The sequence below is a fragment of the Pelagibius sp. genome, from assembly GCF_028281305.1.
GTDB lineage: Bacteria > Pseudomonadota > Alphaproteobacteria > Kiloniellales > Kiloniellaceae > Pelagibius.
This window is the reverse complement of the sequence record NZ_JANQKD010000033.1, coordinates 1-24,738: the sequence shown is the minus strand read 5'-3', so window position 1 is coordinate 24,738 and position 24,738 is coordinate 1. Positions and strand designations below refer to the sequence as shown.

Sequence of the window (24,738 nt, the reverse complement as noted above, 5' to 3'; positions counted from 1 at the left end):
TCCAAGGGCGAAGGCCTCGGCAACCAGTTCCTCGCCAACATCCGCGAGGTCGATGCCATCGTCCACGTGCTGCGCTGTTTCGAAGGCGAGGTCACCCATGTCGATGGCTCGGTCGACCCGATCCGCGACGCCGAAACCGTCGAGACCGAGTTGCTGCTGGCCGACCTGGAGTCGGCCGAGAAGCAGCGTGACGCTGCCGTGAAGCGGGCCCGCGGCAACGACAAGGAAGCCAAGGAGCGCCTGGCCGTGCTGGAGCCGGTCATCGCCGCGCTGCAGGACGGCAAGCCGGCCCGCAGCGTCACCCTCAGCGACGACCAGCAGCCGGCCTTCCGCCAGCTGCAACTCCTCACCGCGAAGCCGGTCCTCTACGCCGCCAACGTGGAAGAGGAGAACGCCGCCACGGGCAACGCCCACTCCGCCCGCGTGGCCGAGCGCGCGGCGGCGGAGGGCGGCGCCTGCGTCGTGGTCTCCGCGGCCATCGAGGCGGAGGTGGCGGCCCTGGAAGAACCGGAAGAGAAGCGCGAGTTCCTGGAAACCCTCGGCCTGGAGGAGACCGGCCTCGCCCGCATCATCCGCGCCGGCTACGAATTGCTGGACCTCGTCACCTTCTTCACCGTCGGCCCCAAGGAAGCGCGCGCCTGGACGGTCAAGCGCCACAGCCGCGCGCCGCAGGCCGCCGGCGTCATCCACACCGACTTCGAGCGCGGCTTCATCCGCGCCGAGACCATCGCCTACGACGACTTCGTCGCCTGCAACGGCGAGCAGGGCGCCAAGGAAGCCGGCAAGATGCGCGCCGAAGGCAAGGACTACGTCGCCGCCGACGGCGACGTCTTCCACTTCCGCTTCAACGTCTGAACGCACGCGACAGAGGCTGCGACCAAGACGAGTGGCACGCTGCGGTCCATCAGCCTGTCGGAGGAGCAGAGACTTGGCGATCTACCAGACGAAGCCGCCGGGCCGGGCGAGCCACCTGCAGATGCTGACCCGCTACAAGGCCTGGGCCAACGACCTCATCTTCAGGGCCGTGTCCACCCTGCCGGCGGCGGAGATCGTCAAAGAGCGGCAGACCCTCTTCAAGAGCATGCTGATGACGCTCAATCACGTCTATGTGGTCGACGACATCTTCAAGGCGCACCTGGAAGGCCGGGAGCACGGCTACGCCGCGCGCAACACCGAGACGGCGCCGGCCCTCGAAGATCTCTGGGAGGCCACCGGGCGAATGGACCGCTGGTACATCGACCTCTCCGATGCTCTCGACGAAGATGCGCTTTCAGAGACCGTTGCCTTCACCTTCGTCGACGGCGGCGAGGGCGCCATGACGCGGCAGGACATGCTGCTCCACGTCGTCAACCACGGGACCTATCACCGCGGCTTCGGCAGCGACATGATGTATCAGGTGCCGGCCAAGCCGCCGGCCAACGACCTGCCCGTCTTCCTCAGGGATGTTTGGAACAGGGCCTGACCGCCGGACTCAGAACGTCTGATGGCGACAACGGGAGAAAGACATGGGTGAACTGGTTTCATTGACCGCCACCGACGGACATGCACTGGGCGCCTACGTTGCCCGGCCGGAGGGTGCGGCGAAGGGCGGCCTGGTGGTGGTGCAGGAGATCTTCGGGGTGAACGCCCATATCCGCGCGGTGACCGACGGTTTCGCACGGGACGGCTACCTGGCCGTCGCCCCCGCCCTCTTCGACCGCATCCGCCCGGGCATCGAGCTGGGCTACGACGCCGAGGCTGTCGCCGAAGGCCGCGCCCTGCGTCCGCAGGTGCCCTGGGAAGCGACGATGCATGATGTCGCGGCTGCCATTGGCGTTGCGGCAGAAGCGGGCAAAGCCGGCGTCATCGGATACTGCTGGGGCGGCTCCGTCGCCTGGCTTTCAGCCTGCCGCCTCTCCCCGGCCGCCGCCGTCTGCTACTACGGCGGCCACATCCACGAGTTCCGGGACGAGAAACCCGCCTGCCCGGTGATGTTCCACTTTGGGGAGGAGGATGCGGGGATTCCGCTGGACCAGGCGGAGGCTGTTCATGCCGCCCATCCGGACTGTCCCTTCTTCACTTATCCGGCCGGCCACGGCTTCAACTGTGATCTGCGCGGCTCCTATCACGCCGAAAGCGCCGCCCTGGCGCGGCAGCGCAGCCTGGATTTCCTGGCGCCGCTGGTGGGCCAGAGCGCCCGCGCCTGAGCGAGCCGGCGCGGTGCTATGCGCAGGACGTGGATGGCCGCGCATGGTCGCTTTGCTGCGACGGCCAGAGGATACGCGAGCCGGGAAAGCGTACCGTCACACAGGTTCCCTTGCCAACCTCGCTTTCAAGGCTCAGCGTACCGCCGTGGAGTTCCGCAAGCGACATGCTTAACGGCAGGCCAAGGCCGGTGCCCTGATGCTTGCGGTTCATGCTGCTGCTGACCTGTCCGAACTGCGACAGGGCCACGGGAATGTCCGCGCCGGCAATCCCGATGCCGTTGTCCTCCACCTGAAGAACAAAGCCCTGCTGCGGCGAGCACAGAGCACGGACAACGATGCGGCCTCCGGGTACGGTAAACTTCACGGCGTTGGTCAGGAGGTTGACGAGGATCTGCCTGACCTTGCATGGGTCGGCCTTGAGCGCGGGCAGATCATCAGCCAGGGAAATCTCGATGGCAATCTGGCCGGCCGCCGCACGCTGCTGGACAAGCACCACCGCAGCCGACACGGCCCCGGCCACGTCGATGGGTTCATCACGAAGTTCGGCGGAACCGGCCTCGACTTTCGAGAGATCGAGAATGTCGTTGATGACGTCCAGCAAGTGACGTCCGGACTCGTAAATGCCCTGCGCGTAGTCCTGATAGCGCCCGCTTTCCGGCGGGATCCGGTCCCGGTCCTTCATCAGTTCCGAAAAGCCAATGATCGCGTTCAGCGGTGTCCTCAGTTCATGGCTCATGTTGGCCAGAAACTCTGACTTCGCGCGGTTCGCGGCTTCCGCCTGATCGCGCGCGACCTGCAACTGACCGGCAACCAGACCCAGGCTGGTCTTCTGGTCTTCCAACCGACGGCGCGTTTCCTGCAGTTCGGCAATCTGAAGCTGAAGCTTCGTTTCACTCCTGCGCAACGCGTCTTCGGCACGGTTCACCTGTCTGAAGATTTCGCCGACCAGGACGACGCCAAGCAACATCAAGGCGGAGATCACCAGGGCAACGGACTCAGCCGTCAGGTCGGCCGGAAAGGCTGTGCTGTCGCTGAGGTGACGAAACAGGCTGATCGACCGCCGCCCGGCCATCAGCAAAAGCGCCACGGCAATGGCGACCCAGGCCAAACGCCAGCCGGTGACGCGCGTCAGCAACAGGGCCTTCAACGCCGCCGCAACCTGCAACGTCAGGGAAAGCCCAATCACCGCAACAGTTAAAGTGACACCAAACACTAAACTCGGGGTCTCCGGGAGACGACGGGAATACCTGCCCAGCCAGATCGAATATAATCATATAAATTATATATGTAATCTAATTGTTATGTTTTGAGTGTTTTTCGGCGGAAACCACCGCCGACCTCCCGCGCCAAAGTCAATTTACGCGACTGCTTCCGCCAATTGCGCGCAAAGCGCGTAAATCTGTCGCCGTCATCTTGGAGGCTGCTCGCCTTCCTCCGCGGCCGGCAAGGCCGTTACCCGATGCCGCGGTCCCTCAGCCGGGCGACCTCCGTCTCCAGCTCGGCGATACGCTGGCGCAGCTTGTCGACGGCAAGGGCGATCAGGTCCTCGCTGTAGCGCGGCGTGATGTGCTGCGGGCAGTTGATGTCCCAGGCCGCGATGGAGAACAGGATCACCCGCTCCGGCCGGCCGTCGGCGCCCGGGTCGGCCAGGCGGCCGAGCAGATCCGGGTCGTCCTCGACCACCCGGGCCCGGCCCCAGAGCTTCACACGCTGGCGGCCGGCGTAGTCCATCAGAAAGATATGCGCCTGGTCGTTTTCCGAAAGATTGCCCAGGGTGATGTACTGCTTGTTGCCGCCGAAGTCGGCGAAGCCCAGGGTCTTGTCGTCGAGCACCTTCAGGAAGCCTTTGGGCCCGCCGCGGTGCTGGATGTAAGGCTGGCCGGCGGCGCTGGCGGTGGCCAGGTAAAAAGAGTCCCGCTCGGCAAGGAAGGCGGCGAGGTCCGGCGTCACCCGGTCGCGCCAGTCCTGCTTTTCCGCCATGCGGGCATAGCCGGTGCGCGAGCCGCGGCGTGCCTGCTCCGCCTTGACGGCATCGCTGAAGGCGACGTCGCTCACCCGCTTCACGCGTTGCTCCTCCGGCGCCCGATCGGCGCAGTGTCGAGCCTGTCCAGGCAGTCCGGCGGCGTGCTCACGCTGCCGTAGTGCTCGTAGCCCTGCAGCAGGCAGACCAGGGCATCCAGGTCTCTTCTGGTCTTGGGTTTTGGGGTCAGGTCTTGCATTATAGTTCCTCCCCGGCTTGGAGCCCGGCTGCAGGCGCTGGAGGCAAAGCCTGCAGCCGGGATCTGCGCCTGGATCTGCGCCTGGATCTGCGCCTGGATCTGCTGTTGGGCGGGCGGCCCTATGCCGCCGCGCTGGCACCAGCGGTCGAGACCTCCGGAAAGTCGATCTCGGTCTCGGCCACATGGTTCACGTAGTTGGTCAGCAGATTCAAGGCCACGGTGACCACGATCTCGACGGCGGCGGCATCGTCGTGGCCGGCCTGCTTCAGCGCGGCCAGGTCCTCGTCGCTGACCAGGCCGCGCTTGCGCGTCACCGCCGCCGCGAAGTCCAAAGCCGCGGCCAGCCTGGCATCGCCCGAGCGGCCGGCCAGATTGTCGGCCAGTTCCTCGGCACCGATGCCCAGGCTGCCGCCGATGGCGGTGTGGGCGGAGGCGCAGTAGTCGCAGCCGTTCACGCCGGCCACGGTAAGCGCGATGGATTCGCGGGTCTTGGCGTCCAGCCCTGCCCCACCCAGCGCCTGGCTGAAGCCCAGGTAGGCCTCCAGCGCCGCCGGCGAGGCGCCCAGGGTGCGCAACAGGTTGGGCACGACGCCCAGTTTCTTTTCGACCGCGTCGAAGAGGGTCTTGGTCTTGCCCTCGGCGGCGGCGGGATCAACAGCGGCAATGCGCGCCATGGTCTTCGCTCCTTCAGAGACCGGCCCCAGGACGTCGCGGCGCTTCTGCGCGGTGCGCCTGGGGCCGGGGTTCGATCGCGTCACCTCATGGGGCGGCAACGATCATCGGGGGTTCGTTTCACGACCGCTGCGGAACGCTGCGGTTTCTTGTAAATAGACAGACTTGTCTGTATATCAAGGCCAGGATTCTTCACAGCCGCGTGAACGGTCCCGGCCCGCCTGCCTGGCTGACCTGCCTGGCTCACCTGGCTGGCTGATTGGAGTTTCTGCCTCTGGTGGTCGACCTTGACCCGCAGCGCCGACGTCCAATATTTAGACAGACCTGTCTAACCGTATTGAGAACACCGATGGTCTCCAGCAGACGCGAGCATTTGGTCGAAACCGCGACACAGTTGTTTTCCCAGCACGGCTTTCGCGCCACCGGGATCGACACCATCCTGGCCGCAGCCGGAGTCGCCAAAATGACGCTCTACAATCACTTCAAGTCCAAGGACGACCTGATCCTGGCCTCCCTCAGGTGCGCCGACGAGCAGACAAGGGCGCACCTGGCGGAGGACATCGCCGCGCGCGGCGGATCGGCCCGCACGCGCCTGTTGGCGGTGTTCGAGGATCTGGCACGCTGGGTGGAAGAACCCGCCTTCAATGGCTGCCTGTTCACCAAGGCGGCTGCCGACTATCCCGACGCCCGGGACCCCATCCACGCCCTGGCGGCCGAGCACAAGCGCCTGCTGCGCGGCTTTCTGGAGGGTCTGGCACGGGAGGCCGGCGCCACCGACCCGGCGGCCCTGGCCTGGCAGCTGCAGCTGCTGTTCGACGGGGCGACGGTACAGGCGCAGATCTGCGGCGACAGCGGTGCCGCCACCCAGGCGCTGCAGGCGGCGGAACGGCTGATCGACGCCGCAACGGCCGCCCCGTCGGCTGCCGCAACCTGAAAAGGGTGACCTGACGGCGGGTCTGCCGGGCGCGCGTGCTGCGGGTCCCGGCAGAGCCACCGCTGCCGGCCAAACCCAACCGAAGCTCTCACGGGCTTTGGAGCGCCTCGGCAGAGCCTTGAGCTGGCCGTCAGTTCAGCGTTACCGTCTCGCCGTCCGCGCGCACGATCTGCTGGGCATAGATCTCCGGCCGGAAATAGTCGACCAGGTCGTCATCGACGAATCCCTTCACCGTGACTTCCTCGCCCACCTCGACCATGACCCGGTTGCGCCAGCCGATGTAGATGCGCACGCTGCCTGTCTCGTCCTCCAGGCGGAACTCGTCCTCATCCAGGATACGTGTCACCTCGCCCTGCAACGTGACGCTGGCGCCCCTTTCGATATCCCCGATCTTGGTGATCTCCGCCGCCATCGCGGCAGGCGCAACGAGGGGAAGGGCGAAAAGGGCAACGACAAACAGGGGTAAAACCCGCATCCTGTATCTCTCCTTCAGAAGTGATCGTGACCCCGGGGCCCTCACTGGCCCGCGGTACAACGCCACGCTACGGCGCCGTCCGCATAGATTTGGGCCCGAAAGATGCGGTTTATAGAACCGCAATTGATCGAATTCGGCGATCAGCGCCAGTCTGAAGTCCTTTGGGAACCAGGGCTTGCCAGGTACCGCGGGGGCGGCCATCTTTGAGGGATGGCGCGTCACGCCGTTCTTCTGGTCGCCGCCTTCCTGCTGGCCGCCTGTGCGGGCCCGCAGCCCAGCTTCTATGCCCCAAAAGAGGGCCGCGACGGCTACGCCGAAGAGGCCCTGCCCAAGGGGCTGTACAAGGTCTCCTTTCAAGGCAACCGGGTCACCGCGCGCGAGCAGGCGGAAGCCTACGCCCTGTTCCGCGCGGCGGAGCTGACCCTGGAACTGGAAGCCGAGGCCTTCGTCGTCCACGACACGCTGGTCGAGCAGCTCATCACGGTCACGAGGGATTGGAGCCACGACCCCTGGGCCTACTCCGGCTTTTCGCGGCGCTACCGCTACTACAGTTATCGTCCCTTGACGCCGATCGAGCGGGAATCGACCACCTACCGCGCCGTCCTGACCATCGAGCCCTACTCCGGCGCGCCGCCGCCCGAAGGCGGCAAGCGCCACGATGCCCGCGCCGTGGTGGAACGCCTGACCGAGCGGGTTGTCCGCCCACCCAGTGAGGACAATCAGAAGGCCGAAGGCCCTTAAGAAGACACAGCCCGCAGGCCCGCGGAACACAAGGATGTGACCCCCAGGACTGCCCTCGGCGGGCTACCTTGGCCGCCAAGTCACAGGCCATTCTCCAAAGGTCACTTCCACAGGCCGCTTTCCGCCGATCAACGAGGGAGCCTCTTCCGTGTCCAAGCTGCATGCGCTCTGCCTTGCCCTGACCCTGCTCGCCGCCGCCTTTGCTCTTGCCACTCCGGGCATCGCCGCAGACGGCACCGTCGTCAAGAAAAGCAACCACTCGGTCGCCGCGACCATCGACCGGCTGGAGGCGATCCTGAAGGAGAAGGGGCTGACGATCTTCGCCAGGGTCGACCATCAGGCCGGCGCCCAGAAGGCCGGGCTGGAACTGAGGCCGACCATGCTGCTGGTCTTCGGCAATCCAAAGCTCGGCACACCGCTGATGCAGAGCGGCCAGACCATCGGCCTCGACCTGCCGCAGAAGGCCCTCGCCTACGAGGATGCAGCCGGCGATGTCTACCTCGCCTACAACGACCCGGCCTACCTCGCCGGGCGCCACGCCATCACCGACCGGGAGGAAGTCTTCCAGAGGATCAGCGGCGCCCTCGGGAACTTCACCGACGCCGCCGTCAAGTAGCGCTGCGGTCAACCGGGGCCGTCAACCGGGGCCGTCAACCGGGGCCATCAACCGGGGCCATCAACCGGGGCCGTCAGACAGGCTCCGCAAACTCCAGCAACACGCCGCAGGCGACCTGGGGCGGCAGGCGCAGCACCTGCTGGCCGTCCCAGTGGACCGGCAGGCCGGAGCGCTCCAGCACCGTTGCGGTGCGCGCCAGATCCTCGACGGCAATGCGCAGTGCCGCCAGCCAGGGGGTCGGCAGGCGGGGGGCGCCGGCCAGCCCCGGATGCAGCCGCGGCAGCATCTCAGCCGTGGTGAACCGCAGCCAGGTCCCCAGGCAGTCCACCTCCACAACGCCGTCGCCGGCGCGCACCCGGTCGAAACCGAAGAGCTCGGCATAGGGAATCGCCAGGGCCGAGGGGTCCTTCACCACCGAGGTCATGGCAATCAGGCCAGTCGCCCCGTTGGCGTGTTCGGTCCAGCCGTTCTGCCAGACCAGTTCCGGCGTCAGGTGCTGGCAGACGAAGGCCGAGGTGCCGGGGGTCGCCTCCGGCGGCAGATGCAGCAGCTTGAAACGCGGCCAGACCTCACCCTCCGGATCCTCCAGGATGCGCTTCAGATCGCGCATGTCGCCGGGCTGAATCCCGGCCCGGCTGAGCGCGCGGGCGGCCAGGGACACGTCGTCGCTGGCGAAGGCCAGCCCCAGCAGCCCTTCGCGGGATTCCAGAAAGCGGTTCAGGTTGTTGGTGAACTGGCTGGGGTCGATGATGCCCAGCAGTTCGATGTAGTCGTCGCGGAACATCACGCAGTAGTTGGCGGTGCCCCAGCCGATGTGGCGGCCGCGCGGCGACAGCGTAAAGCCCAGGCGCTGATAGGCATCATGCGCTGCCTCCAGGCCGCGCACCCCGACCAGAACATGATCGATCCCGCGGATCGGCCGGGCCGTCTCAACGCCCCGGTCAGTGACCACCAGCTTCATCGGCTGTGCGCCCTCCCTTCAGACAGGTCAGTCGAGCCGCCCCCGATTCGGCTGCCCTATTCTAGCGACTCCGGCTGCCGTCACAGAACCCGACCTGCAACGGCATCCAGACGGGCCATGACCTCCGGATCGCGCGCCTCCGCCTGGGTGATCACCGCCGCGTCCAGGGCGCGATGGCAACCGCGGTCGCAGAGGGCGTCTCGGACGGCCAGCTTCGGCACCACCTGCTTGATCAGCGCCCGCGCCTTGTCGGCGTTGGCCAGCAGGGTCTGCACGACCTGGTCGACCGTGACGTCGTCATGCCCGTCGTGCCAGCAGTCATAGTCGGTCACCATGGCGACCGTCGCGTAGCAAATTTCGGCCTCCCGGGCGAGCTTGGCCACCGGCATGTTGGTCATCCCGATGACGTCGCAGCCCCAGGAGCGGTAAAGCTCCGATTCCGCCCGGGTCGAGAACTGCGGGCCCTCCATGACCATGTAGGTGCCGCCGCGGTGACAGGGCAGGCCCAGCTCGCCGGCCGCCGCCTCCAGGTGGTCCCCCAGGCGCCCGCAGACCGGGTCGGCCATGGAGACATGGGCCACCATGCCCGGTCCGAAAAAGCTCTTCTGCCGGGCAAAAGTCCGGTCGATGAACTGGTTGACGACCACGAAGTGGCCCGGCGGCAGGTCCTCGCGCAGCGACCCTACCGCGCTGAGGGAAAGGATCTCTGTCACCCCGGCGCGTTTCATGGCGTCGATGTTGGCGCGGAAGTTCAGGTTCGTCGGCGGCACCTTGTGGCCGCGGCCATGGCGCGGCAGGAACACCAGGCGCTGCCCGTCCAGCTCCCCGAACAGCAGGGCGTCCGAGGGTTCGCCGAAGGAAGAGACCATGCGGCGCCACTCGGCGTTCTGCAGGCCGTCGATCTCGTAGATGCCGCTGCCGCCGATGATCCCGATCACCGGCGGCAGGCCGGGTTCCGCCCCGGGCTGCGCCATGTTCCGTTCCTTTCCTTTCGTTCGGTCCTACCGTCCGGCGGCTTTTCGCCGCCGTCAGGGTTCGGCCGGGCCTTCCCGCTGCCCTCCTGTCCAGGAGTCTCCGTGTACTGGACACCGCCCGGCTTGCCAAGGACCCGCCGCCCAGTCGGCCACCCTGGAAGCGCACACGAAGAAGGGCCGCCCAGGAGCGGGCGGCCCTTTTGCTTCAGAGGCTCAGCGCCGGATCAGCGGGGGAAGGTCAGTGGACGTCCGCCCAGACCTTGCGCTTGGCCGCGTAGAGGATGCCGGTGAAGACCAGCAGGAAGAGGATGACCTTGATGCCCATGCCCTTGCGGTCTTCCAGCTTCGGCTCCGCCGTCCACATCAGGAAGTTGGCGACGTCGGTGGCCATCTGTTCCACCGTCGCCGGCGTCCCGTCGGCATATTCGACACCGTCGTCGAACAGCGGCATTGCCATGGCGATGCCGTAGCCCGGGAAGTAGGCGTTGAAGCTCAAACCCTCGGAAAGCCCGAGATCCTCGATGCTCTCGACCGGCTGCGGCTCCTCCGGCGGGGTCGGGCGGGTCGCTTCCTCACCGGCCTCGACACGCTCTTCGTAGACCTCCAGCATGGTCTCGTAGTTCTCGAGATTGGCCTCGTACTGCGTCTGCCGCTTCTCGGTCTCCAGTGCGAAGATCTGCTGCAGGGTTTCGTCGGAAACCTGATCCTCGTAGCCGTGCCCCATCAGCGCCAGCAGGTAATTCGGTCCGTTCGCGCGCGCCTTGGCCATCAGCGAGAGATCCGGCGGCAGAGCGCCGCCGTTGGCGAAGGCCGCCGCCCTGTCGTTCGGGAACGGCGCGGGGAAGTAGTCGAAGGGCAGGCCCGCCCGTTCGAACATCTCGCCCTCGTCGTTCGGGCCGTCGATGACGATGGCCTCCGCCGCCATGGCCTTGATCTCGTCCTCGGAATAGCCGAGTTCGGCGAGGTTGCGGAACGCAATGTAGTCCATGCTGTGGCAGCCGGCGCAGACAGCCCGATAGACCTGCAGCCCGCGCTGCACGGAGGCCCGGTCGTAGGTTCCGAAGATGCCGTCGAAAGACCATTCAAAGCTGGGCAGGGGAATGCCCTCGCCGGCTGCGCGGGCGGTGCCGGGCGCCGCGACGGTCGCACCGGCGGCAGCGGCCAGCGCCGCCAGACCAAAAATCAAACCCTTGCGCATCAGGCTTTCTCCATCGGCTTGGCGGGGGCCCCGGCCATAGCGCCGCCGCCGCCCTTCAGGACAGGCTCGCTGATCGAGGTGGGCAGCGGCTTGGGCGTCTCGAAGACGCTGAGCAGCGGCAATACGACCAGGAAGTGGAGGAAGTAGTAGGCCGTCGACACCTGAGCGATCAGCAGCCAGAGGCCCTCCGCCGGCTTGGCGCCGGCAAAGCCCAGCAGCACGACGTCGATCGCCAGCAGCACGAAGAAGAGCCGGAAGATCGGCCGGAAGCGCCCGCTGCGCACCGGCGAACGGTCGAGCCAGGGCAGGACGAAGAGCACCGCGATGGCCCCGAACATGGCGATCACGCCGCCCAGCTTGGCCTCGATGATGACCACGCCGGTGAAGGGGATGCCGATGTCGAAGGTGATGGCGCGCAGGATCGCGTAGAACGGCAGGAAGTACCACTCGGGCACGATATGCGCCGGGGTCGACAGCGGGTTGGCGGGAATGTAGTTGTCCGCGTGCCCCATGTAGTTCGGGAGGTAGAACACCACCGCCGAGAACACGACCAGGAAGGCGCCCAGACCGAAGGCGTCCTTCACCGTGTAGTACGGATGGAAGGGAATGGTGTCCTGCGGGCCCTTGGTGTCGATGCCGATCGGGTTGTTGGAGCCGAAGCGGTGTAGCGCCCAGATGTGCAGGATCACCACGCCGACGATCACGAAAGGCAGTAGATAGTGCAGGGCGAAGAAGCGGTTGAGCGTCGGGTTGTCGACCGAGAAGCCGCCCCAGAGCCAGACCACGATGCCGTCGCCGAAGAAGGGAATGGCGGAGAACAGGTTGGTGATCACCTTGGCGCCCCAGAAGCTCATCTGGCCCCAGGGCAGCACATAGCCCATGAAGGCGGTGGCCATCATCAGCAGCAGGATGACGACGCCGAGCATCCATAGCAGTTCGCGGGGCGCTTTGTAGGAGCCGTAGTAGAGGCCGCGGAAAATGTGGATATAGACCACGATGAAGAAAAAGTGTGCGCCGTTCATGTGAACATAGCGCAGCAGCCAGCCATAGTTCACGTCGCGCATGATGCGCTCGACCGACTCGAAAGCGTGATCGACATGGGCCGTGTACTGCATCGCCATCAGGACGCCGGTGACGATCATGATCACCAGGGTGATCCCGGCCAGGGAACCGAAGTTCCAGAAGTAGCTGAGATTCTTCGGCGACGGGTAGCCGGAGCCGACGGAGTGATCGAGGAACGAGAAGATCGGCAGGCGATGCTCGATCCACTTGATCACCGTGTTGTTGGTCTGAAAACCGCTCATGGCCTGATCTCCCCTAGCCGATCACGATGGTCGTGTCGCCCGTGAACTCATAGGGCGGCACCGGCAGGTTGGTGGGGGCCGGCCCCCTGCGGATGCGTCCGGAGGTGTCGTAGTGGGAGCCGTGGCAGGGGCAGAACCAGCCGCCGAACTCGCCGCGGTTCTGGCCGGTCTTCTGACCGAGCGGCACGCAGCCGAGATGCGTGCAGACGCCGATGACCACCAGCCATTCGGACCTCTGGACCCGGTCCGCATCGCTCTCGGGATCCGGCAGGGTGGCAACCGCCACGTCCTCGGCCTGGGTGATCTGATCTGCCGTGCGGTGGTCGATGAAGACCGGGCTGCCGCGCCAGGTGACCGTGATCCTCTGGCCTTCGGCGATCGGCGAAAGATCGACCTCGGTGGATGAGAGAGCCAGCACCTCCGCCGAAGGATTCATCGAATCGATCAGCGGCCAGGCGACCGCGCCGGCGCCGACGGCGCCCATGGCACCGGCAGCCAAGTAGAGAAAATCGCGCCGCGTTTCGCCCGTTTCGACCTGGGCAGGTGTGGCGGTATCAGCCATACGTCTTCCCCTAGAGATCCCACTGATGGCGCTCTACCGGCCACGAGCCCATGTAGCAGAAACCACGGGCCGAAAGCGCCGCCTTATACGAACTTATCGTCTCTGGGGGCATCAGACATGTGGCAAGCTGCCGCAGCGCGAGGCCCCCATCGCTCGCTTACCGGGGTCGATATAGAGTAATTTCCGTGGGAACGCAAAGCCCCTGAATTCGGCCCCTCCCCCGGGACTCGCCAGATCCTCGAACCATCTGAAGCTGCAATTCCACCGCCCTATGCGCCTCGCCCTCTTCCAGCCGGATATCCCGCAAAACACCGGCGCCCTGATCCGCCTGGCGGCCTGTCTGGGCGTCCCGCTGGACATCATCGAACCCTGCGGGTTTCTGCTCGACGACAAACGCCTGCGGCGGGCCGGGCTCGACTACCACGACAAGGCTGAGCTGCGCCGCCACAGCTCCTGGGAGGCTTATCATCAACACCTTAACGGCCGGTTGCTGCTCTTGACGACCCGGGGCGGCACCGCCTACACCGATTTCGACTACGAAAGGGGCGACACCCTTTTGCTGGGGCGGGAGTCGGCCGGGGTTCCGGATGCCGTGCACGATGCCGCTACGGCCAGACTGGTGATCCCTCTGCGCCCGGAAACGCGGTCGCTGAACGTGGCGCTGGCCGGCGCCATGGCTCTGGGCGAGGCCCTGCGGCAGACGGCTGGCTTTCCCGGCGGCTTTACCGGGAAGGGCACGGAAACCTAGCTCCGGGCAACGGCAGGACCTTGGGGGGAACAGCGGGCCGATGACAGACCCGAACGAAGATCACAAGCAGCAGGCGAAAGCCTGGTTCGAGGAGCTGCGCGACCGCATCTGCGCCGCCTTCGAGGCCCTGGAGGACGAAATCGAAGGCCCCAACGCGGAGCGCTTCGCGGGCTGCGCGCCGGGCCGCTTCGAGCGCAAGGCCTGGGACCGGCCGGATGGGGGCGGCGGGGTCATGGCCCTGATGCGCGGCCGGGTCTTCGAGAAGGTCGGCGTGAACGTCTCCACGGTGTTCGGCAGCTTTTCGCCGGAGTTCGCCAAGCAGATCCCCGGCGCCGACGAGGATCCGCGCTTCTGGGCCAGCGGCATCTCGCTGGTCGCCCACATGCAGTCGCCCCTGGTTCCCGCGGTGCACATGAACACCCGCCACATCGTCACCACCAAGAGCTGGTTCGGCGGCGGCAGCGACCTCAACCCGATGTTTCCCGACGACGGCGACACCGCCGACTTCCACGCCGCCTTCAAGGCCGCCTGCGACCGCCACGACGCGGACTACTACCCGCGCTTCAAGAAGTGGTGCGACGAATACTTCTTCATCCCCCACCGCGGCGAGGCGCGCGGCGTCGGCGGCATCTTCTACGACTATCTCGACAGCGGCGACTGGGGGCAGGACTTCGCCTTTACCCGGGACGTCGGCAGCGCCTTCCTGGAGATCTATCCCCAGCTCGTGCGCCGCCACATGCACGCGCCCTGGAGCGACGACCAGCGCCGCCACCAGCTCTTCCGCCGCGGCCGCTATGCCGAGTTCAACCTGCTCTACGACCGCGGCACCAAGTTCGGGCTGCAGACCGGCGGCAATGTCGAAGCCATCCTCATGAGCCTGCCCCCCGAAGCAGCCTGGCCCTAAACGGCCCCCTTACCGGCACGCCTCTCGAGCTCGGCGAGGCAGGCCTTGCGGTCCGGGGCGAAGTCGCGCTGGATCCACCAGGCCTCGACGGCCTCCAGCAGGTCGCCGACCCGCGGGCCGGCCTCAACGCCAAGCCCCAGCACGTCGCTGCCGCTCAGGGGAAAGCGCCGCGGCGTCCAGGTCACGACCTGGCCGAGCGCCGCCTGCAGCCGGTCCACCGGGCTGCCGTCGCGGGCCGCCTGCAGCACCAGATCATCGGCCACGGCCGCCGCGCCGGCACGGTAGAGCGCGCCGCGCAGGGCCACCCGGACCGCTTCCGCATCGGCAGACGCGTCGAGGCCCCGCCGCGCCGCCTTCAGAGCCGGCGGCGGATCGGCGAGCCGCTCCAGCTTTTCCGTCTGGGCCCCGGAAAAGCGCAGCCGATCGGCCACAGCCGTGGCAGGCGGGCGCTGCGCCGGCAACAGGGCGGCCAGACGCATAACCGGATCGTCGTGACCGACCTCGCCCTGCTCCAATAAACGTTTCAGTGTCGCAAGATCCCCGGCTTCCGGGAGGAACGCCGGAAGGATCGCGTGGTCGCGCATCAGCGCCAGCGCCGGCAGGGGATCGCCTGCGGCGAGCAGCTTCAGGAACTCCACACGCAACCGCTCGCCCGAGAGGCTGCGCAGCCGCGGCGCCAGCGCCGTCATCGCCTCCAGCAGCGCCTCGTCCGGCCGGACCCGGCCGTAATGGGCCTGGAATCGGAAGAACCGCAGCAGCCGCAGATAGTCCTCCTCGATGCGGGCGCGCGGCTCGCCGACGAAACGGACCCGCCCGGCGGCCAGGTCCGCCCGGCCGCCGAAGGGGTCGAAGAGGTGGCCGTCGGGGCTGCAGGACATGGCGTTGAAGGTCAGGTCCCGGCGCGAGGCGTCGGCCATCCAGTCGTCGGTGAAGGCGACGACCGCGCGCCGCCCGTCGGTTTCCACGTCCTCGCGCAGGGTGGTGATTTCAAAGGGCTTGTGTCCGGCAACGGCGGTGACCGTCCCGTGATCCAGGCCGGTCGGAATGACCTTGATGCCGGCGTCGCCCAGCAGGGCCATCACCCTGTCCGGCTTGTCCGGGGTGGCGATGTCGACGTCGTTGACGGGCCGCCCGGCCAGGGCGTCGCGCACGCAGCCGCCGACGAAGCGCACCTCGCCGCCGCCCGCCGTCAGAGCGGCGACCACCTGGCGCGTTTCCGCTGCGACCATCCAGTCCTGGATTTCCAGCCGGTCCGGCTGAGACATGATGCTTCGGCCCCGCAGCCCCTCATCACCCCGACACGGCCCCTGCCGGCGCCGACCTGCTAGTCGGCGGGATGGGCCGGCACCACTTCGCCATCGACGAAGGCCGGCGGCAAGACTTTCGTGCCGGGGGCCACGCCGCGGTCGAAGCCGACCAGCAGCAGGGAGGCAGTCATCAGAACCACGCCGGCCAGCGCCATCCACAGCCAGGGCACGGGCTCCTCGCCCGGCAGCACGCGGCCATCTGCGGCGGCAGCGCGCTGGCGGCGCGCCCACCAGACGTAGAGACCGTAGAGAATGAAGGGCGCCAGCATCGGCAGGATGACGACCAGAAAGACTCGGATCATGGGTTCAACAAATCCCGGTCCTCCAGGACCTCGACAAGGTTGGAAAGCATCCCTGCAGTGGCGCCCCAAATAAAGTAATCACCGAAGGGATAGGCGTAGAAGTAGCGGGTCTTGCCGTGAAACACACGGCTGTGTGTCTGGCGGTTGACAGGGTCCAGGAAGAAGGTCAGCGGAACCTCGAAGATCTCGTCCACCTCCCCGGCCTCGGCCTGCAGGGTCAGGGGCGGCGTCACCAGGCCGATCACGGGAATGACGCAATAGCCCGTGCGCACAACATAGCTGTCCAGGCGGCCGACAAGGTGCACGCTCTCGCGGCTCAGCCCCACCTCTTCTTCGGCTTCCCGCAGGGCGGCGGCTTCCGGCCCGTCATCGCCCGGGTCGATTCGGCCCCCCGGAAAGCTGATCTGGCCGGGATGATCGGGCAGATCCTTGCTGCGGCGGGTGAGCATGACCGTGAGCTCGGCGCCGCGGTTGACGATGGGCACCAGAACCGCCGCGTCGCGCAGCGGGCTGGCGGGATCGTAGAGGTCCGGATTGAGATCGTGATCCCCGCGCGGCCCGACTGGGGCCGCCGGCGATTCCGGCGCGCCCCGCCGGGACGGCTCCGGCAGATCCGCCAGACGCAGCAGGATGTCGTCCAATCTCACGCCGCTGGGCCTCTCACGTCCGCACCAGGTCCCTTCATTCGCGCCTCAGGCCGCGCTTCCCAGCGGGAAGAACAGCCCGCCGCTCCAGACGCCGAGGGTGCCCGGCGGCGCTCCGTCATCAAGCGGCGCGCTCACCGCCAGCTCGGCAAGCTCATAGTAGACCGGGCGCAGGATGCGCGCCTCAAGCCCGTCCCGTACCTCAATATAGGGCCTGGGCCCGGCCCTTTCATCGCCGTTCCCCTCACCGGCGTTCTGGCCGGCGTTCTGGCCGGCGTTCTGGGCTGTGCATGCCGCAACCCGCAGCGGATGGGCCGCACCGGCCTCCACCCAGTCGTCCAGATTTGTTCGGAAACCGAGGGTCTGGCCCTCGCCGCGGCCCTTCACGGAAAGTTCAACGGCCACAAAGGGCACGTCTTCGACCGTGATGCGCCCCTTTTCCACCGGCGTCTGCAGCCAGTAGGCCCCCTCGCCGTCCCGCCGCAGGACCGAAGCGAAGAGTTTCACCAGGGCTTTGCGATGAATCACCGAACCCTGATGAAACCAAGTGCCGTCGCGGGCGATTCGAATGTCCAAATCGCGCGCTTCTGCGAACACTTCGGCGCCTGGTGACTGGTCAGCGGCCATCGAAAGCCTTATCCTTAACGTTAACATATCAGCGGTCGGCCGCGCCCCGGCGCCTCAGGCATCGGTGCTTCAGGCATCGGTGCTTCGCGGATCAGCGCTTGGGCTAGGGCCTGCCTCAACCCATCTTACCGTTGGGAGACGCTGCCACGTGACGACAACCCCGACCCAAGAGGCCCCTGCGGATTCCGCCGCGCTGGCCGAACACATCGAGGAACTGGGCGACAAGCTGGCCCGGGTGCGCGAGAGCATCGGCCAGGTCATTTTCGGCCAACAGGAGGTCGTCGATCAAACCCTTATCACGCTGCTGGCGGGCGGCCATGCCCTGCTGATCGGCGTGCCGGGACTGGCCAAAACGCGCCTGGTGGAGACCCTGGGCGCCGTCTTCGGGCTGGAAGACAAGCGCGTACAGTGCACGCCGGACCTGATGCCGGCCGACATCCTGGGCTCGGAGGTGCTGGAGGAGGGCGAATCGGGGCGCCGTTCGTTCCGCTTCATCCCGGGGCCGGTGTTCTGCCAGCTGCTGATGGCCGACGAGATCAACCGCGCCAGCCCGCGCACCCAGTCCGCCCTACTGCAGGCGATGCAGGAGCACCGGATCACCGTGGCCGGCCACGGCCATGACCTGCCCCGGCCGTTCCACGTTCTGGCGACCCAGAACCCCCTGGAGCAGGAAGGCACCTATCCCCTGCCGGAAGCGCAGCTTGACCGCTTTCTCCTGGAAATCGACGTCGGCTATCCGGAATTGGATGCGGAACGGCGCATTCTGCTGGAGACCACCGGCCCGGAACAGGCCGATGCGGAAGCAGTGATGGACGCGAACGAGCTTATGGAGGTGCAGCGCCTGGTGCGGCGCGTGCCGGTCGGCGAAAGCGTGGTCGAGGCCATTCTCGCCATCGTGCGCAACGGCCGGCCCGTGACCAGCGACCTGGAGGAGGTCCGCAGCCAGGTCGCCTGGGGGCCGGGGCCGCGCGCCAGCCAGGCCCTGATGCTCGCCGTCAGGGCCCGCGCCCTGATCGACGGGCGCTTCTCGCCCTCGGTGGAGGACGTCGTTCATCTGGCCGGTCCGGTGCTGAGGCACCGCATGGCGCTCAGCTTCGCGGCGCGGGCCGACGGCGTGACGCTGGATCACATCATCGCGCATCTGACCGCCCCCTATGGCTGATCGGCGAAGGGACACTATGGCTAAAACTGGGGCCAAAACTGGGAACAGGATCAGGCCGCAAACAGGCGACGTGAAGAAAACCGACGTGGAGACCAGGCGCGGGGTCGTTAAGCGCGCATGAGCGCAACGCTCCCGCTGCGGCATCGCGCCGAGCAGTTGGCGGCAACTCTGCCGCCGCTTCTGGTCGCGGCTGAAAGAGTCGCCTCGACCGTGGCCCAGGGTGTGCACGGCCGCCGCCGCGTGGGTCAGGGCGAAACCTTCTGGCAGTTCCGCCATTACGACATGGGCGACCAGCCGCAGTCCATCGACTGGCGCCAGTCGGCCAAGTCCGACATGGTCTTTGTGCGCGAGATGGAGTGGGAGGCCGCCCAGTCCGTCTGGATCTGGCGCGACACCTCGCGTTCCATGTCCTGGACCTCCGACCGCAACCACCCCACCAAGCGGGAGCGCAGCGATCTGCTGGCGCTCGCCCTTTCGGTGCTGCTGATGCGCGGCGGGGAACACGTGGCGATGCTGGGATCCGGCATCCGGCCCTCCAACAGCCGGGCGACGCTCTCGCGCATCGCCCATATGCTGGAAAAACAGGACCTCTCGGAAGAGGAACTGCCGCCGTCCTTTCCGCTGCCGCGCAGCGCGCAGATCGTGCTGATCGGCGACTTCCTGGCACCGCTGGAACAGATCGACCGGGCGCTGCGCTACTACGGCGAAAGCGGCCTCAAGGGCACGGTCCTGCAGGTTCTCGATCCCGCCGAGGAAAGCCTGCCCTACGAGGGCAGGGTCAATTTCGAGGGGCTGGAAGAGGAAGCGCCCTGGCTGGTATCGCGGGTCGAATCGGTACGCGACAGCTACGGCAAGCGCCTGGCAGAGCAGCGCGAGGGGCTGCGCGACATCACCCGCGCCCTCGGCTGGGGCTGCGACTTCCATCACAGCGACCAGCCGCCGCAGGCGGCGCTGCTGCGTCTCTACACCACCCTGTCGCAGGTCCCGGTATGAGGGCGGAACGATCATGAGGGCGGCGCCATGATGAACCTCGGCCTGCTCGCCTTCGCCCAGCCCTGGCTGCTTCTGGCCCTGCTGGGCCTGCCGGTGCTCTGGCTGCTCCTGCGGCTGACCCCGCCGGCGCCGCGGCGCCTGTCGTTTCCCGCCATCCGGCTGCTGATCGGCCTGCGGGTGCCCGAGGAAACCCCGGCACGCACGCCCTGGTGGCTGCTGCTGCTGCGCCTGCTGATTGCCGCACTGATCATCCTCGGCCTCGCCCAGCCGCTGCTCAACCCCGCGGCCCAGCTTTCCGGCAGCGGGCCCATGCTGCTGGTGGTCGACGACGGCTGGTCGTCGGCGCGTTTCTGGCAGGCGCGCCAGATTATCGGCGGCAACCTGCTGGCGCAGGCCGAACGCGAGGGCCGCGCGGCCGCCATCCTGACCACCGCCCCCGATGCCCAGGGCGACCCGCCAACGGTGTCAAACCTCTTGCCGGCAGCCGAGGCACGGCGCGTGCTGCAGGGCATGCGCCCGAAACCCTGGCCCAGCGACCGGGCAGCGGCGCTGGAGGCTTTGGAGGACTTCGCCGGCGAAGGCTCCTCTCCGGTGGTCTGGCTGTCCGACGGTCTCGGCGACGGCGACGCGCGGGCCTTGGCGGAAGCCCTGCAGCGGCTCGGCAGCCTGCATGTCCTGCGCGAACAGGGCAGCGCCCTGCCCCACCTGATGCTGCCGCCGGCAACCGAGGGCGTCGACCTGGTGGCCCGCGCCCTGCGGGCCGATGCCAGCGGGCCCGGACGGGCCGAGGCCCTGGGGCTTGCCGCCGACGGCCGCATCCTGGTCAAGGCTCCCCTGCTCTTCGCCCCCGGCGAGGCCGAGGCCCGGGCGCTCCTGGACCTGCCGACGGAGATGCGCAACCGCATCGCCCGCATCGCAATCGAGGGCGAGACCACGGCCGGCGCCACGGTTCTGCTGGACGAACGCTGGCGGCGGCGGCCCGTCGGGCTGGTCGACGCCGGCAGCCAGGAGAACCAGCCCCTGCTCAGCGAGACCTACTTCCTCGCCCGCGCGCTGGAACCCTTCACGGAGCTGCGCCAGGGCCGCGTGGAGACGCTGCTGCAGCGCCAGCTCGCCGTGATGGTGGTGCCAGACGCCGTCAGCCTCAGCGAAACCGACCGCGAAGCCATCACCGCCTGGGTCGGCCGTGGCGGCCTGCTGCTGCGCTTTGCCGGACCGCGCATCGTCTCCCTGTCACCGGAGGCCGCGGCGGCGGAGCAGCAGAGCGACCTGCTGCCGGTGCGCCTGCGCGGCGGCGACCGGGTTCTGGGCGGCGCGCTGACCTGGGATACGCCGGCTCAGCTTGCGCCCTTTGCGGGCGACAGCCCCTTCGCCGAGCTGGCCCTGCCGGACGACGTGCTGATCCGCCGTCAGGTGCTGGCCGAACCCTCGCTCGATCTCGCGGAGAAGACCTGGGCACGCCTGGCCGACGGCACGCCGCTGGTCACCGCCGACCGGCGCGGCGAAGGCTGGGTCGTGCTGTTCCACACCACGGCCAACACGGATTGGTCCAACCTGCCGATCTCCGGTCTTTTCGTCGACATGCTGCGCAGCGTCATGGCGGTGAGCCAGGGCATCAGCGGCAGCGCCAGCGGACAGGCCCTGCCGCCCATCGAGGTGATGGACGGCTTCGGCAGCCTCGGCCTGCCCTCCGCCGCGGTCCTGGCGATCGAACCCGATGAGGACCGTCCGGCCGTGGTCACCGCACAGCAGCCGCCCGGCTACTACGGCAACGACAGCCTGCGCCAGGCCCACAACATGAGCACCAGCGTCACCGCGCTGGAACCGCTCGGCGACCTGCCGGGCGGCACCACCGAAGGGCTCTACCACGAGAGCCCGGAAACCGACCTGAAGCCCTGGCTGCTGACCGCGGCGCTGATTCTGGCGCTGGCGGATCTGCTGATCTCCCTGGCCCTGCGCGGCCTGCTGCCGCTACCGGGCCGGCGCGCCGCCGGCGGCGCCGCCGCCGCGCTGCTGATCGCCGTCTTGGCCATGGGAGCAAGCCCAGGGGCTCTGGCCCAAAGCGGGGCCCAAAGCGGGACCCAAAGCGTTGCGGGCAACGACGACAGGGCGCTGGAAGCGACGCTCACCACCCGCCTTGCCTTCATCGAGACCGGCAGTTCCTCGATCGACGAGATCAGCCGCGCCGGCCTTGCCGGGCTGACCCGCGTGCTCGAGCTGCGCACCTCGGTGGAGGCCGGCCAACCGCTCGGCATCGTTTTGGGCCGCGACGACCTCTCCTTCTTCCCGCTGATCTACTGGCCGGTGACTGCCGAGCAGCCCGACCTGGATGCGGTGGCGGTGGAAGAGGTGAACCGCTATCTGGCCAACGGCGGCACGATCCTCTTCGACCTGCGCGAGGCGAGCAGCGGCATGCAGCTCTTCGGCGCCAGCAGCCAGGGCACCCGCGACCTGCAGCGCCTGACCCGCGGCATCTCGATCCCGCCGCTGGAGCCGGTTCCCACCGGCCACGTGCTGCGCAAGTCGTTCTATCTGATGGAGGAGTTTCCCGGCCGCTTCACCGGCGGCGCGCTGTGGCTCGAGGCCCAGAGTGAGAACATCAACGACGGCGTGGCCTCGGTTCTGATCGGCAGCAACGACTGGGCCGGTGCCTGGGCGGTCAACCGCCTGGGCCGGCCGATGAACGCGGTGGTGCCCGGCGGCCCGCGCCAGCGCGAGATGGCCTATCGGTTCGGCGTCAACCTGGTGATGTACGCGCTGACCGGAAACTACAAGGCCGATCAGGTGCACATCCCCTTCATTCTTGAAAGGCTCGGCCAGTGAGCGCGCTTTCCCTGCAGTGGGCACCGCTGATCCCGGCCGCCCTGCTGGCGGTGCTCGCGGGCCTCGCCGTCGTTCTTCTGGCGCTCGCGCTCTGGCGGCGTGCCTCCGGCGTGTTCTGGCGGGGCACCGCCTTTGCCATACTGCTGCTGGCGCTGGCCAATCCCTCCCTGGTGGAGGAGCAGCGCGACCCCTTGAGCGACGTCGTCTTCGTGGTCGCCGACGAGAGCAGCAGCCAGGCCATCGGCGAGCGACGCGGGCAGACGGAAACGGCGGTCGACCACCTGCTCGAAGAGCTGGCGCTGCTGCCGGATACGGAGGTGCGGCTGGTGCGCGCCGGTGCCGGGCGCAGCACCCTGGAGGATGCGGGCACCCGCCTCTTCGCGCCGCTGCGCCAGGCCCTCGCCAAGGTGCCGCGGCAACGCATCGCCGGCATCATCCTGGTCAGCGACGGACAGATCCACGATCTGCCGGAAACCGTCGAGAGCCTGGGGATCGAGGCACCTGTTCACCTCCTGCTCACCGGCGAGGAGGATGAAGGCGACCGCCGCCTGATGGTGACCCAGGCGCCCAGCTTCGGCATCGTCGGCGATCAGCTCACGGTCAAGGTGCGGGTCGACGACCTGATCGGCGCAGTCGGCGAAGAGGACACCGGGCCGCGCGGCAGCGGGCGCGTCATCCTGCGCCAGGACGGTGAGGTCACCCAAAGCCTGGACGTGCGCATCGGGGTCGAGCAGGAAATCCCCTTCGAGCTCGATCACCGCGGGCCGAGCGTCCTGGAGATCGAGGCCTCGCCGGGCCCGGAGGAGCTGACCCTGGCCAACAACCGCGCCGCCCTGGTGGTGAACGGGGTGCGCGACCGCCTGCGCGTGCTGCTGGTCTCCGGCGAGCCCCATGCCGGCGAACGCGCCTGGCGCAATATCCTGAAGTCCGACCCCTCGGTCGACCTCGTGCACTTCACCATCCTGCGGCCGCCGGAAAAGCAGGACGGCACCCCGATCCGTGAGCTGTCGCTGATCGCCTTTCCGACGCGCGAACTCTTCGAGATCAAGCTCGACGAGTTCGACCTCATCATCTTCGACCGCTACCGCCGCCGCGGCGTGCTGCCGAGCATCTACCTGGAGAACGTCGCCGACTATGTCGAAAAGGGCGGCGCCCTCTTCGAGGCGGTGGGCCCCACCTTCGCGACCCCCCTTTCGCTCTACCGCACGCCGCTGGGGCGGGTGCTGCCGGGCGAACCGACGGGCCAGATCTTCGAGGGCGGCTTCTATCCGGAGGTGACGGAGCTGGGCCGGCGCCACCCGGTCACCGCCGGCCTGGATGGCGGCAGTCTGACCGACGGCGCCACCCTGACCGACGGCACGGAGGCGGCGGCAGCGCCGCCCTGGGGCCGCTGGTTCCGCCACATCGATGCCGACCGCAGCCGCGGCGCCATCGTGATGCAGGGCGTCGAAGACCGCCCGCTGCTGCTGCTGGACCGCGTCGGCGAGGGCCGGGTCGCCCAGTTGATGAGCGATCACATGTGGCTCTGGTCGCGGGGCTTCGAGGGCGGCGGCCCGCAGGCCGAGCTGCTGCGCCGGATCTCCCACTGGCTGATGAAAGAGCCGGACCTCGAAGAGGAAGACCTGCGCGCCCGGGTGCGCGGCGGCCAGCTGCAGATCACCCGGCGCTCCCTGGCCGAGGAGCTGCCCGGCATCACCGTGACCCTGCCGTCCGGCGAACAGCGCAGCCTGACCCTGACGCCCGACGGGCCGGGCCGGGCCGGCGCCCTGCTGGCAGTCGAAGAAGACGGCCTCTATCAGATCACCGACGGCACCCTGACCACCCTGGCCGCTGCCGGCCCGCTCAACCCGCTGGAGCTGCGCGACCCGCGCTCTTCGGGCGCCCTGGTGCAGCCGCTCACCCGCGAGAGCGGCGGTACGGTGCGGCGCCTTGCCGGGCAGGACCTGCCGGAACTGCGCAAGGTCAGCGCCACCCGCGACCGCTTCGGCCGCAACTGGATCGGCGTGAAGCGCGGCGACGGCTACGTCGTGACCGGCGTGTTGCAGATCCCCTTGCTCCCGGCGCTGCTTGTGCTCCTGGTTGCATTGGGCACCGCGGTTCTTGCGTGGCAGCGCGAAGGGCGCTAGCTAAACATCATCATGCAACGCCAAAGGCGAATCGCTCCGCTGACGAGCCCTATCATGCTGCTCGTCTTTGTTATCCTCTGCCTGCTTGCCGGGCGGCTGGGGGCGATGATCACCGCGCCGGCGCTGGAAACCTGGTACCCGACCCTGGTCAAACCGGACTGGACGCCGCCCAACGTCGTCTTCCCGGTGGCCTGGTCGCTGATCTTCCTGGCCATCGGGATTGCCGCCTGGCTGGTCTGGAAACATGCGGAGCGGGGCGA

27 protein-coding genes are annotated in these 24,738 nt (G+C 67.8%); 13 read left to right on the top strand and 14 right to left on the bottom strand.

What is annotated here, in order from left to right; genetic code table 11:
- The 3 genes from ychF to Q0982_RS08280 all read left to right on the top strand — a co-directional run.
- Window positions 1-855, top strand: an 855-nt coding sequence (gene ychF / locus Q0982_RS08290) for a redox-regulated ATPase YchF (RefSeq protein WP_299394071.1), incomplete at its 5' end; no start/stop codon positions are given.
- Window positions 856-928: 73 nt separating this feature from the next.
- Window positions 929-1,462 (top strand): DinB family protein, encoded by a 534-nt coding sequence (locus Q0982_RS08285; RefSeq protein ID WP_299394069.1) that lies wholly within the window; start codon window positions 929-931, stop codon window positions 1,460-1,462.
- A 43-nt stretch (window positions 1,463-1,505) separates the two neighbouring features.
- A complete protein-coding gene (locus Q0982_RS08280) occupies window positions 1,506-2,186 on the top strand; it encodes a dienelactone hydrolase family protein (RefSeq protein ID WP_299394066.1) in 681 nt (226 codons plus the stop codon).
- A 16-nt stretch (window positions 2,187-2,202) separates the two neighbouring features.
- On the opposite strand, the gene Q0982_RS08275 is transcribed toward Q0982_RS08280, so the two are convergent.
- The 4 genes from Q0982_RS08275 to Q0982_RS08260 form a co-directional block, all read right to left on the bottom strand.
- Window positions 2,203-3,273 (bottom strand): HAMP domain-containing sensor histidine kinase, encoded by a 1,071-nt coding sequence (locus tag Q0982_RS08275; protein WP_299394065.1) that lies wholly within the window; start codon window positions 3,271-3,273, stop codon window positions 2,203-2,205.
- A 365-nt stretch (window positions 3,274-3,638) separates the two neighbouring features.
- Entirely contained in the window at window positions 3,639-4,250 is a 612-nt protein-coding gene (locus Q0982_RS08270; protein ID WP_299394062.1) for a pyridoxamine 5'-phosphate oxidase family protein, read from the bottom strand.
- On the bottom strand, window positions 4,247-4,405 hold the full coding sequence (locus Q0982_RS08265; protein WP_299394060.1) for a hypothetical protein: 159 nt from the start codon (window positions 4,403-4,405) through the stop codon (window positions 4,247-4,249). The genes Q0982_RS08270 and Q0982_RS08265 overlap by 4 nt, the downstream gene beginning before the upstream one ends.
- 119 nt (window positions 4,406-4,524) lie before the next feature.
- Complete coding sequence (locus Q0982_RS08260) at window positions 4,525-5,079, bottom strand: carboxymuconolactone decarboxylase family protein (RefSeq protein ID WP_299394058.1); 555 nt, start codon at window positions 5,077-5,079, stop codon at window positions 4,525-4,527.
- A 347-nt stretch (window positions 5,080-5,426) separates the two neighbouring features.
- Between Q0982_RS08260 and Q0982_RS08255 the strand changes: the two genes are divergently transcribed.
- Window positions 5,427-6,011, top strand: coding sequence for a TetR/AcrR family transcriptional regulator (locus tag Q0982_RS08255; protein WP_299394057.1), 585 nt, complete (start codon window positions 5,427-5,429; stop codon window positions 6,009-6,011).
- Between the two features lie 130 nt (window positions 6,012-6,141).
- Here Q0982_RS08255 and Q0982_RS08250 read toward each other — a convergent pair whose 3' ends face one another.
- Window positions 6,142-6,486 (bottom strand): NirD/YgiW/YdeI family stress tolerance protein, encoded by a 345-nt coding sequence (locus Q0982_RS08250; RefSeq protein WP_299394054.1) that lies wholly within the window; start codon window positions 6,484-6,486, stop codon window positions 6,142-6,144.
- 210 nt (window positions 6,487-6,696) lie between these two features.
- Between Q0982_RS08250 and Q0982_RS08245 the strand changes: the two genes are divergently transcribed.
- Window positions 6,697-7,227, top strand: a complete 531-nt coding sequence (locus tag Q0982_RS08245; protein ID WP_299394047.1) for a hypothetical protein — start codon at window positions 6,697-6,699, stop codon at window positions 7,225-7,227.
- A 148-nt stretch (window positions 7,228-7,375) separates the two neighbouring features.
- The gene (locus Q0982_RS08240; protein ID WP_299394046.1) at window positions 7,376-7,843 is read left to right on the top strand and encodes a DUF302 domain-containing protein; all 468 of its coding nucleotides are present in this window, start codon (window positions 7,376-7,378) and stop codon (window positions 7,841-7,843) included.
- A gap of 73 nt (window positions 7,844-7,916) precedes the next feature.
- Here Q0982_RS08240 and Q0982_RS08235 read toward each other — a convergent pair whose 3' ends face one another.
- The 5 genes from Q0982_RS08235 to petA all read right to left on the bottom strand — a co-directional run bounded on the left by Q0982_RS08235 (window position 7,917) and on the right by petA (window position 12,842).
- Complete coding sequence (locus Q0982_RS08235) at window positions 7,917-8,804, bottom strand: VOC family protein (protein ID WP_299394043.1); 888 nt, start codon at window positions 8,802-8,804, stop codon at window positions 7,917-7,919.
- Between the two features lie 80 nt (window positions 8,805-8,884).
- Entirely contained in the window at window positions 8,885-9,778 is an 894-nt protein-coding gene (locus Q0982_RS08230; protein WP_299394042.1) for an S-methyl-5'-thioadenosine phosphorylase, read from the bottom strand.
- Between the two features lie 238 nt (window positions 9,779-10,016).
- On the bottom strand, window positions 10,017-10,976 hold the full coding sequence (locus tag Q0982_RS08225) for a cytochrome c1 (RefSeq protein WP_299394039.1): 960 nt from the start codon (window positions 10,974-10,976) through the stop codon (window positions 10,017-10,019).
- Window positions 10,976-12,280 carry a cytochrome b/b6 gene (locus Q0982_RS08220; RefSeq protein WP_299394037.1) on the bottom strand — a complete coding sequence of 435 codons (1,305 nt, stop codon included), beginning with the start codon at window positions 12,278-12,280 and terminating at the stop codon, window positions 10,976-10,978. Before Q0982_RS08220 ends, Q0982_RS08225 begins: the two co-directional genes overlap by 1 nt.
- A gap of 13 nt (window positions 12,281-12,293) precedes the next feature.
- The gene (gene petA, locus Q0982_RS08215) at window positions 12,294-12,842 is read right to left on the bottom strand and encodes a ubiquinol-cytochrome c reductase iron-sulfur subunit (protein ID WP_299394034.1); all 549 of its coding nucleotides are present in this window, start codon (window positions 12,840-12,842) and stop codon (window positions 12,294-12,296) included.
- Window positions 12,843-13,113: 271 nt separating this feature from the next.
- Between petA and Q0982_RS08210 the strand changes: the two genes are divergently transcribed.
- Together Q0982_RS08210 and hemF are read left to right on the top strand one after the other, a co-directional pair.
- The gene (locus tag Q0982_RS08210; protein ID WP_299394032.1) at window positions 13,114-13,590 is read left to right on the top strand and encodes a tRNA (cytidine(34)-2'-O)-methyltransferase; all 477 of its coding nucleotides are present in this window, start codon (window positions 13,114-13,116) and stop codon (window positions 13,588-13,590) included.
- A gap of 40 nt (window positions 13,591-13,630) precedes the next feature.
- A complete protein-coding gene (gene hemF, locus Q0982_RS08205; RefSeq protein ID WP_299394029.1) occupies window positions 13,631-14,494 on the top strand; it encodes an oxygen-dependent coproporphyrinogen oxidase in 864 nt (287 codons plus the stop codon).
- On the opposite strand, the gene Q0982_RS08200 is transcribed toward hemF, so the two are convergent.
- The 4 genes from Q0982_RS08200 to Q0982_RS08185 are packed head-to-tail and all read right to left on the bottom strand — an operon-like array spanning window position 14,491 to window position 17,374.
- Window positions 14,491-15,759, bottom strand: a complete 1,269-nt coding sequence (locus Q0982_RS08200) for a CCA tRNA nucleotidyltransferase (protein WP_299394027.1) — start codon at window positions 15,757-15,759, stop codon at window positions 14,491-14,493. The genes hemF and Q0982_RS08200 overlap by 4 nt on opposite strands.
- A gap of 59 nt (window positions 15,760-15,818) precedes the next feature.
- Entirely contained in the window at window positions 15,819-16,103 is a 285-nt protein-coding gene (locus tag Q0982_RS08195) for a hypothetical protein (RefSeq protein WP_299394025.1), read from the bottom strand.
- Complete coding sequence (locus Q0982_RS08190) at window positions 16,100-16,750, bottom strand: CoA pyrophosphatase (protein WP_299394023.1); 651 nt, start codon at window positions 16,748-16,750, stop codon at window positions 16,100-16,102. The genes Q0982_RS08195 and Q0982_RS08190 overlap by 4 nt, the downstream gene beginning before the upstream one ends.
- A 45-nt stretch (window positions 16,751-16,795) precedes the next feature.
- The gene (locus tag Q0982_RS08185; protein ID WP_299394020.1) at window positions 16,796-17,374 is read right to left on the bottom strand and encodes a DUF1285 domain-containing protein; all 579 of its coding nucleotides are present in this window, start codon (window positions 17,372-17,374) and stop codon (window positions 16,796-16,798) included.
- A gap of 148 nt (window positions 17,375-17,522) precedes the next feature.
- Between Q0982_RS08185 and Q0982_RS08180 the strand changes: the two genes are divergently transcribed.
- The 5 genes from Q0982_RS08180 to Q0982_RS08160 all read left to right on the top strand — a co-directional run.
- Window positions 17,523-18,536 carry a MoxR family ATPase gene (locus Q0982_RS08180; protein ID WP_322096978.1) on the top strand — a complete coding sequence of 338 codons (1,014 nt, stop codon included), beginning with the start codon at window positions 17,523-17,525 and terminating at the stop codon, window positions 18,534-18,536.
- Window positions 18,537-18,653: 117 nt separating this feature from the next.
- The gene (locus Q0982_RS08175) at window positions 18,654-19,529 is read left to right on the top strand and encodes a DUF58 domain-containing protein (protein WP_299394018.1); all 876 of its coding nucleotides are present in this window, start codon (window positions 18,654-18,656) and stop codon (window positions 19,527-19,529) included.
- A 27-nt stretch (window positions 19,530-19,556) separates the two neighbouring features.
- Window positions 19,557-22,352, top strand: a complete 2,796-nt coding sequence (locus Q0982_RS08170; protein ID WP_299394015.1) for a DUF4159 domain-containing protein — start codon at window positions 19,557-19,559, stop codon at window positions 22,350-22,352.
- Complete coding sequence (locus Q0982_RS08165; protein WP_299394013.1) at window positions 22,349-24,478, top strand: hypothetical protein; 2,130 nt, start codon at window positions 22,349-22,351, stop codon at window positions 24,476-24,478. Before Q0982_RS08170 ends, Q0982_RS08165 begins: the two co-directional genes overlap by 4 nt.
- A 54-nt stretch (window positions 24,479-24,532) precedes the next feature.
- Window positions 24,533-24,738 (top strand): TspO/MBR family protein (locus Q0982_RS08160; RefSeq protein WP_299394012.1); only part of this gene is annotated, 206 nt, incomplete at its 3' end.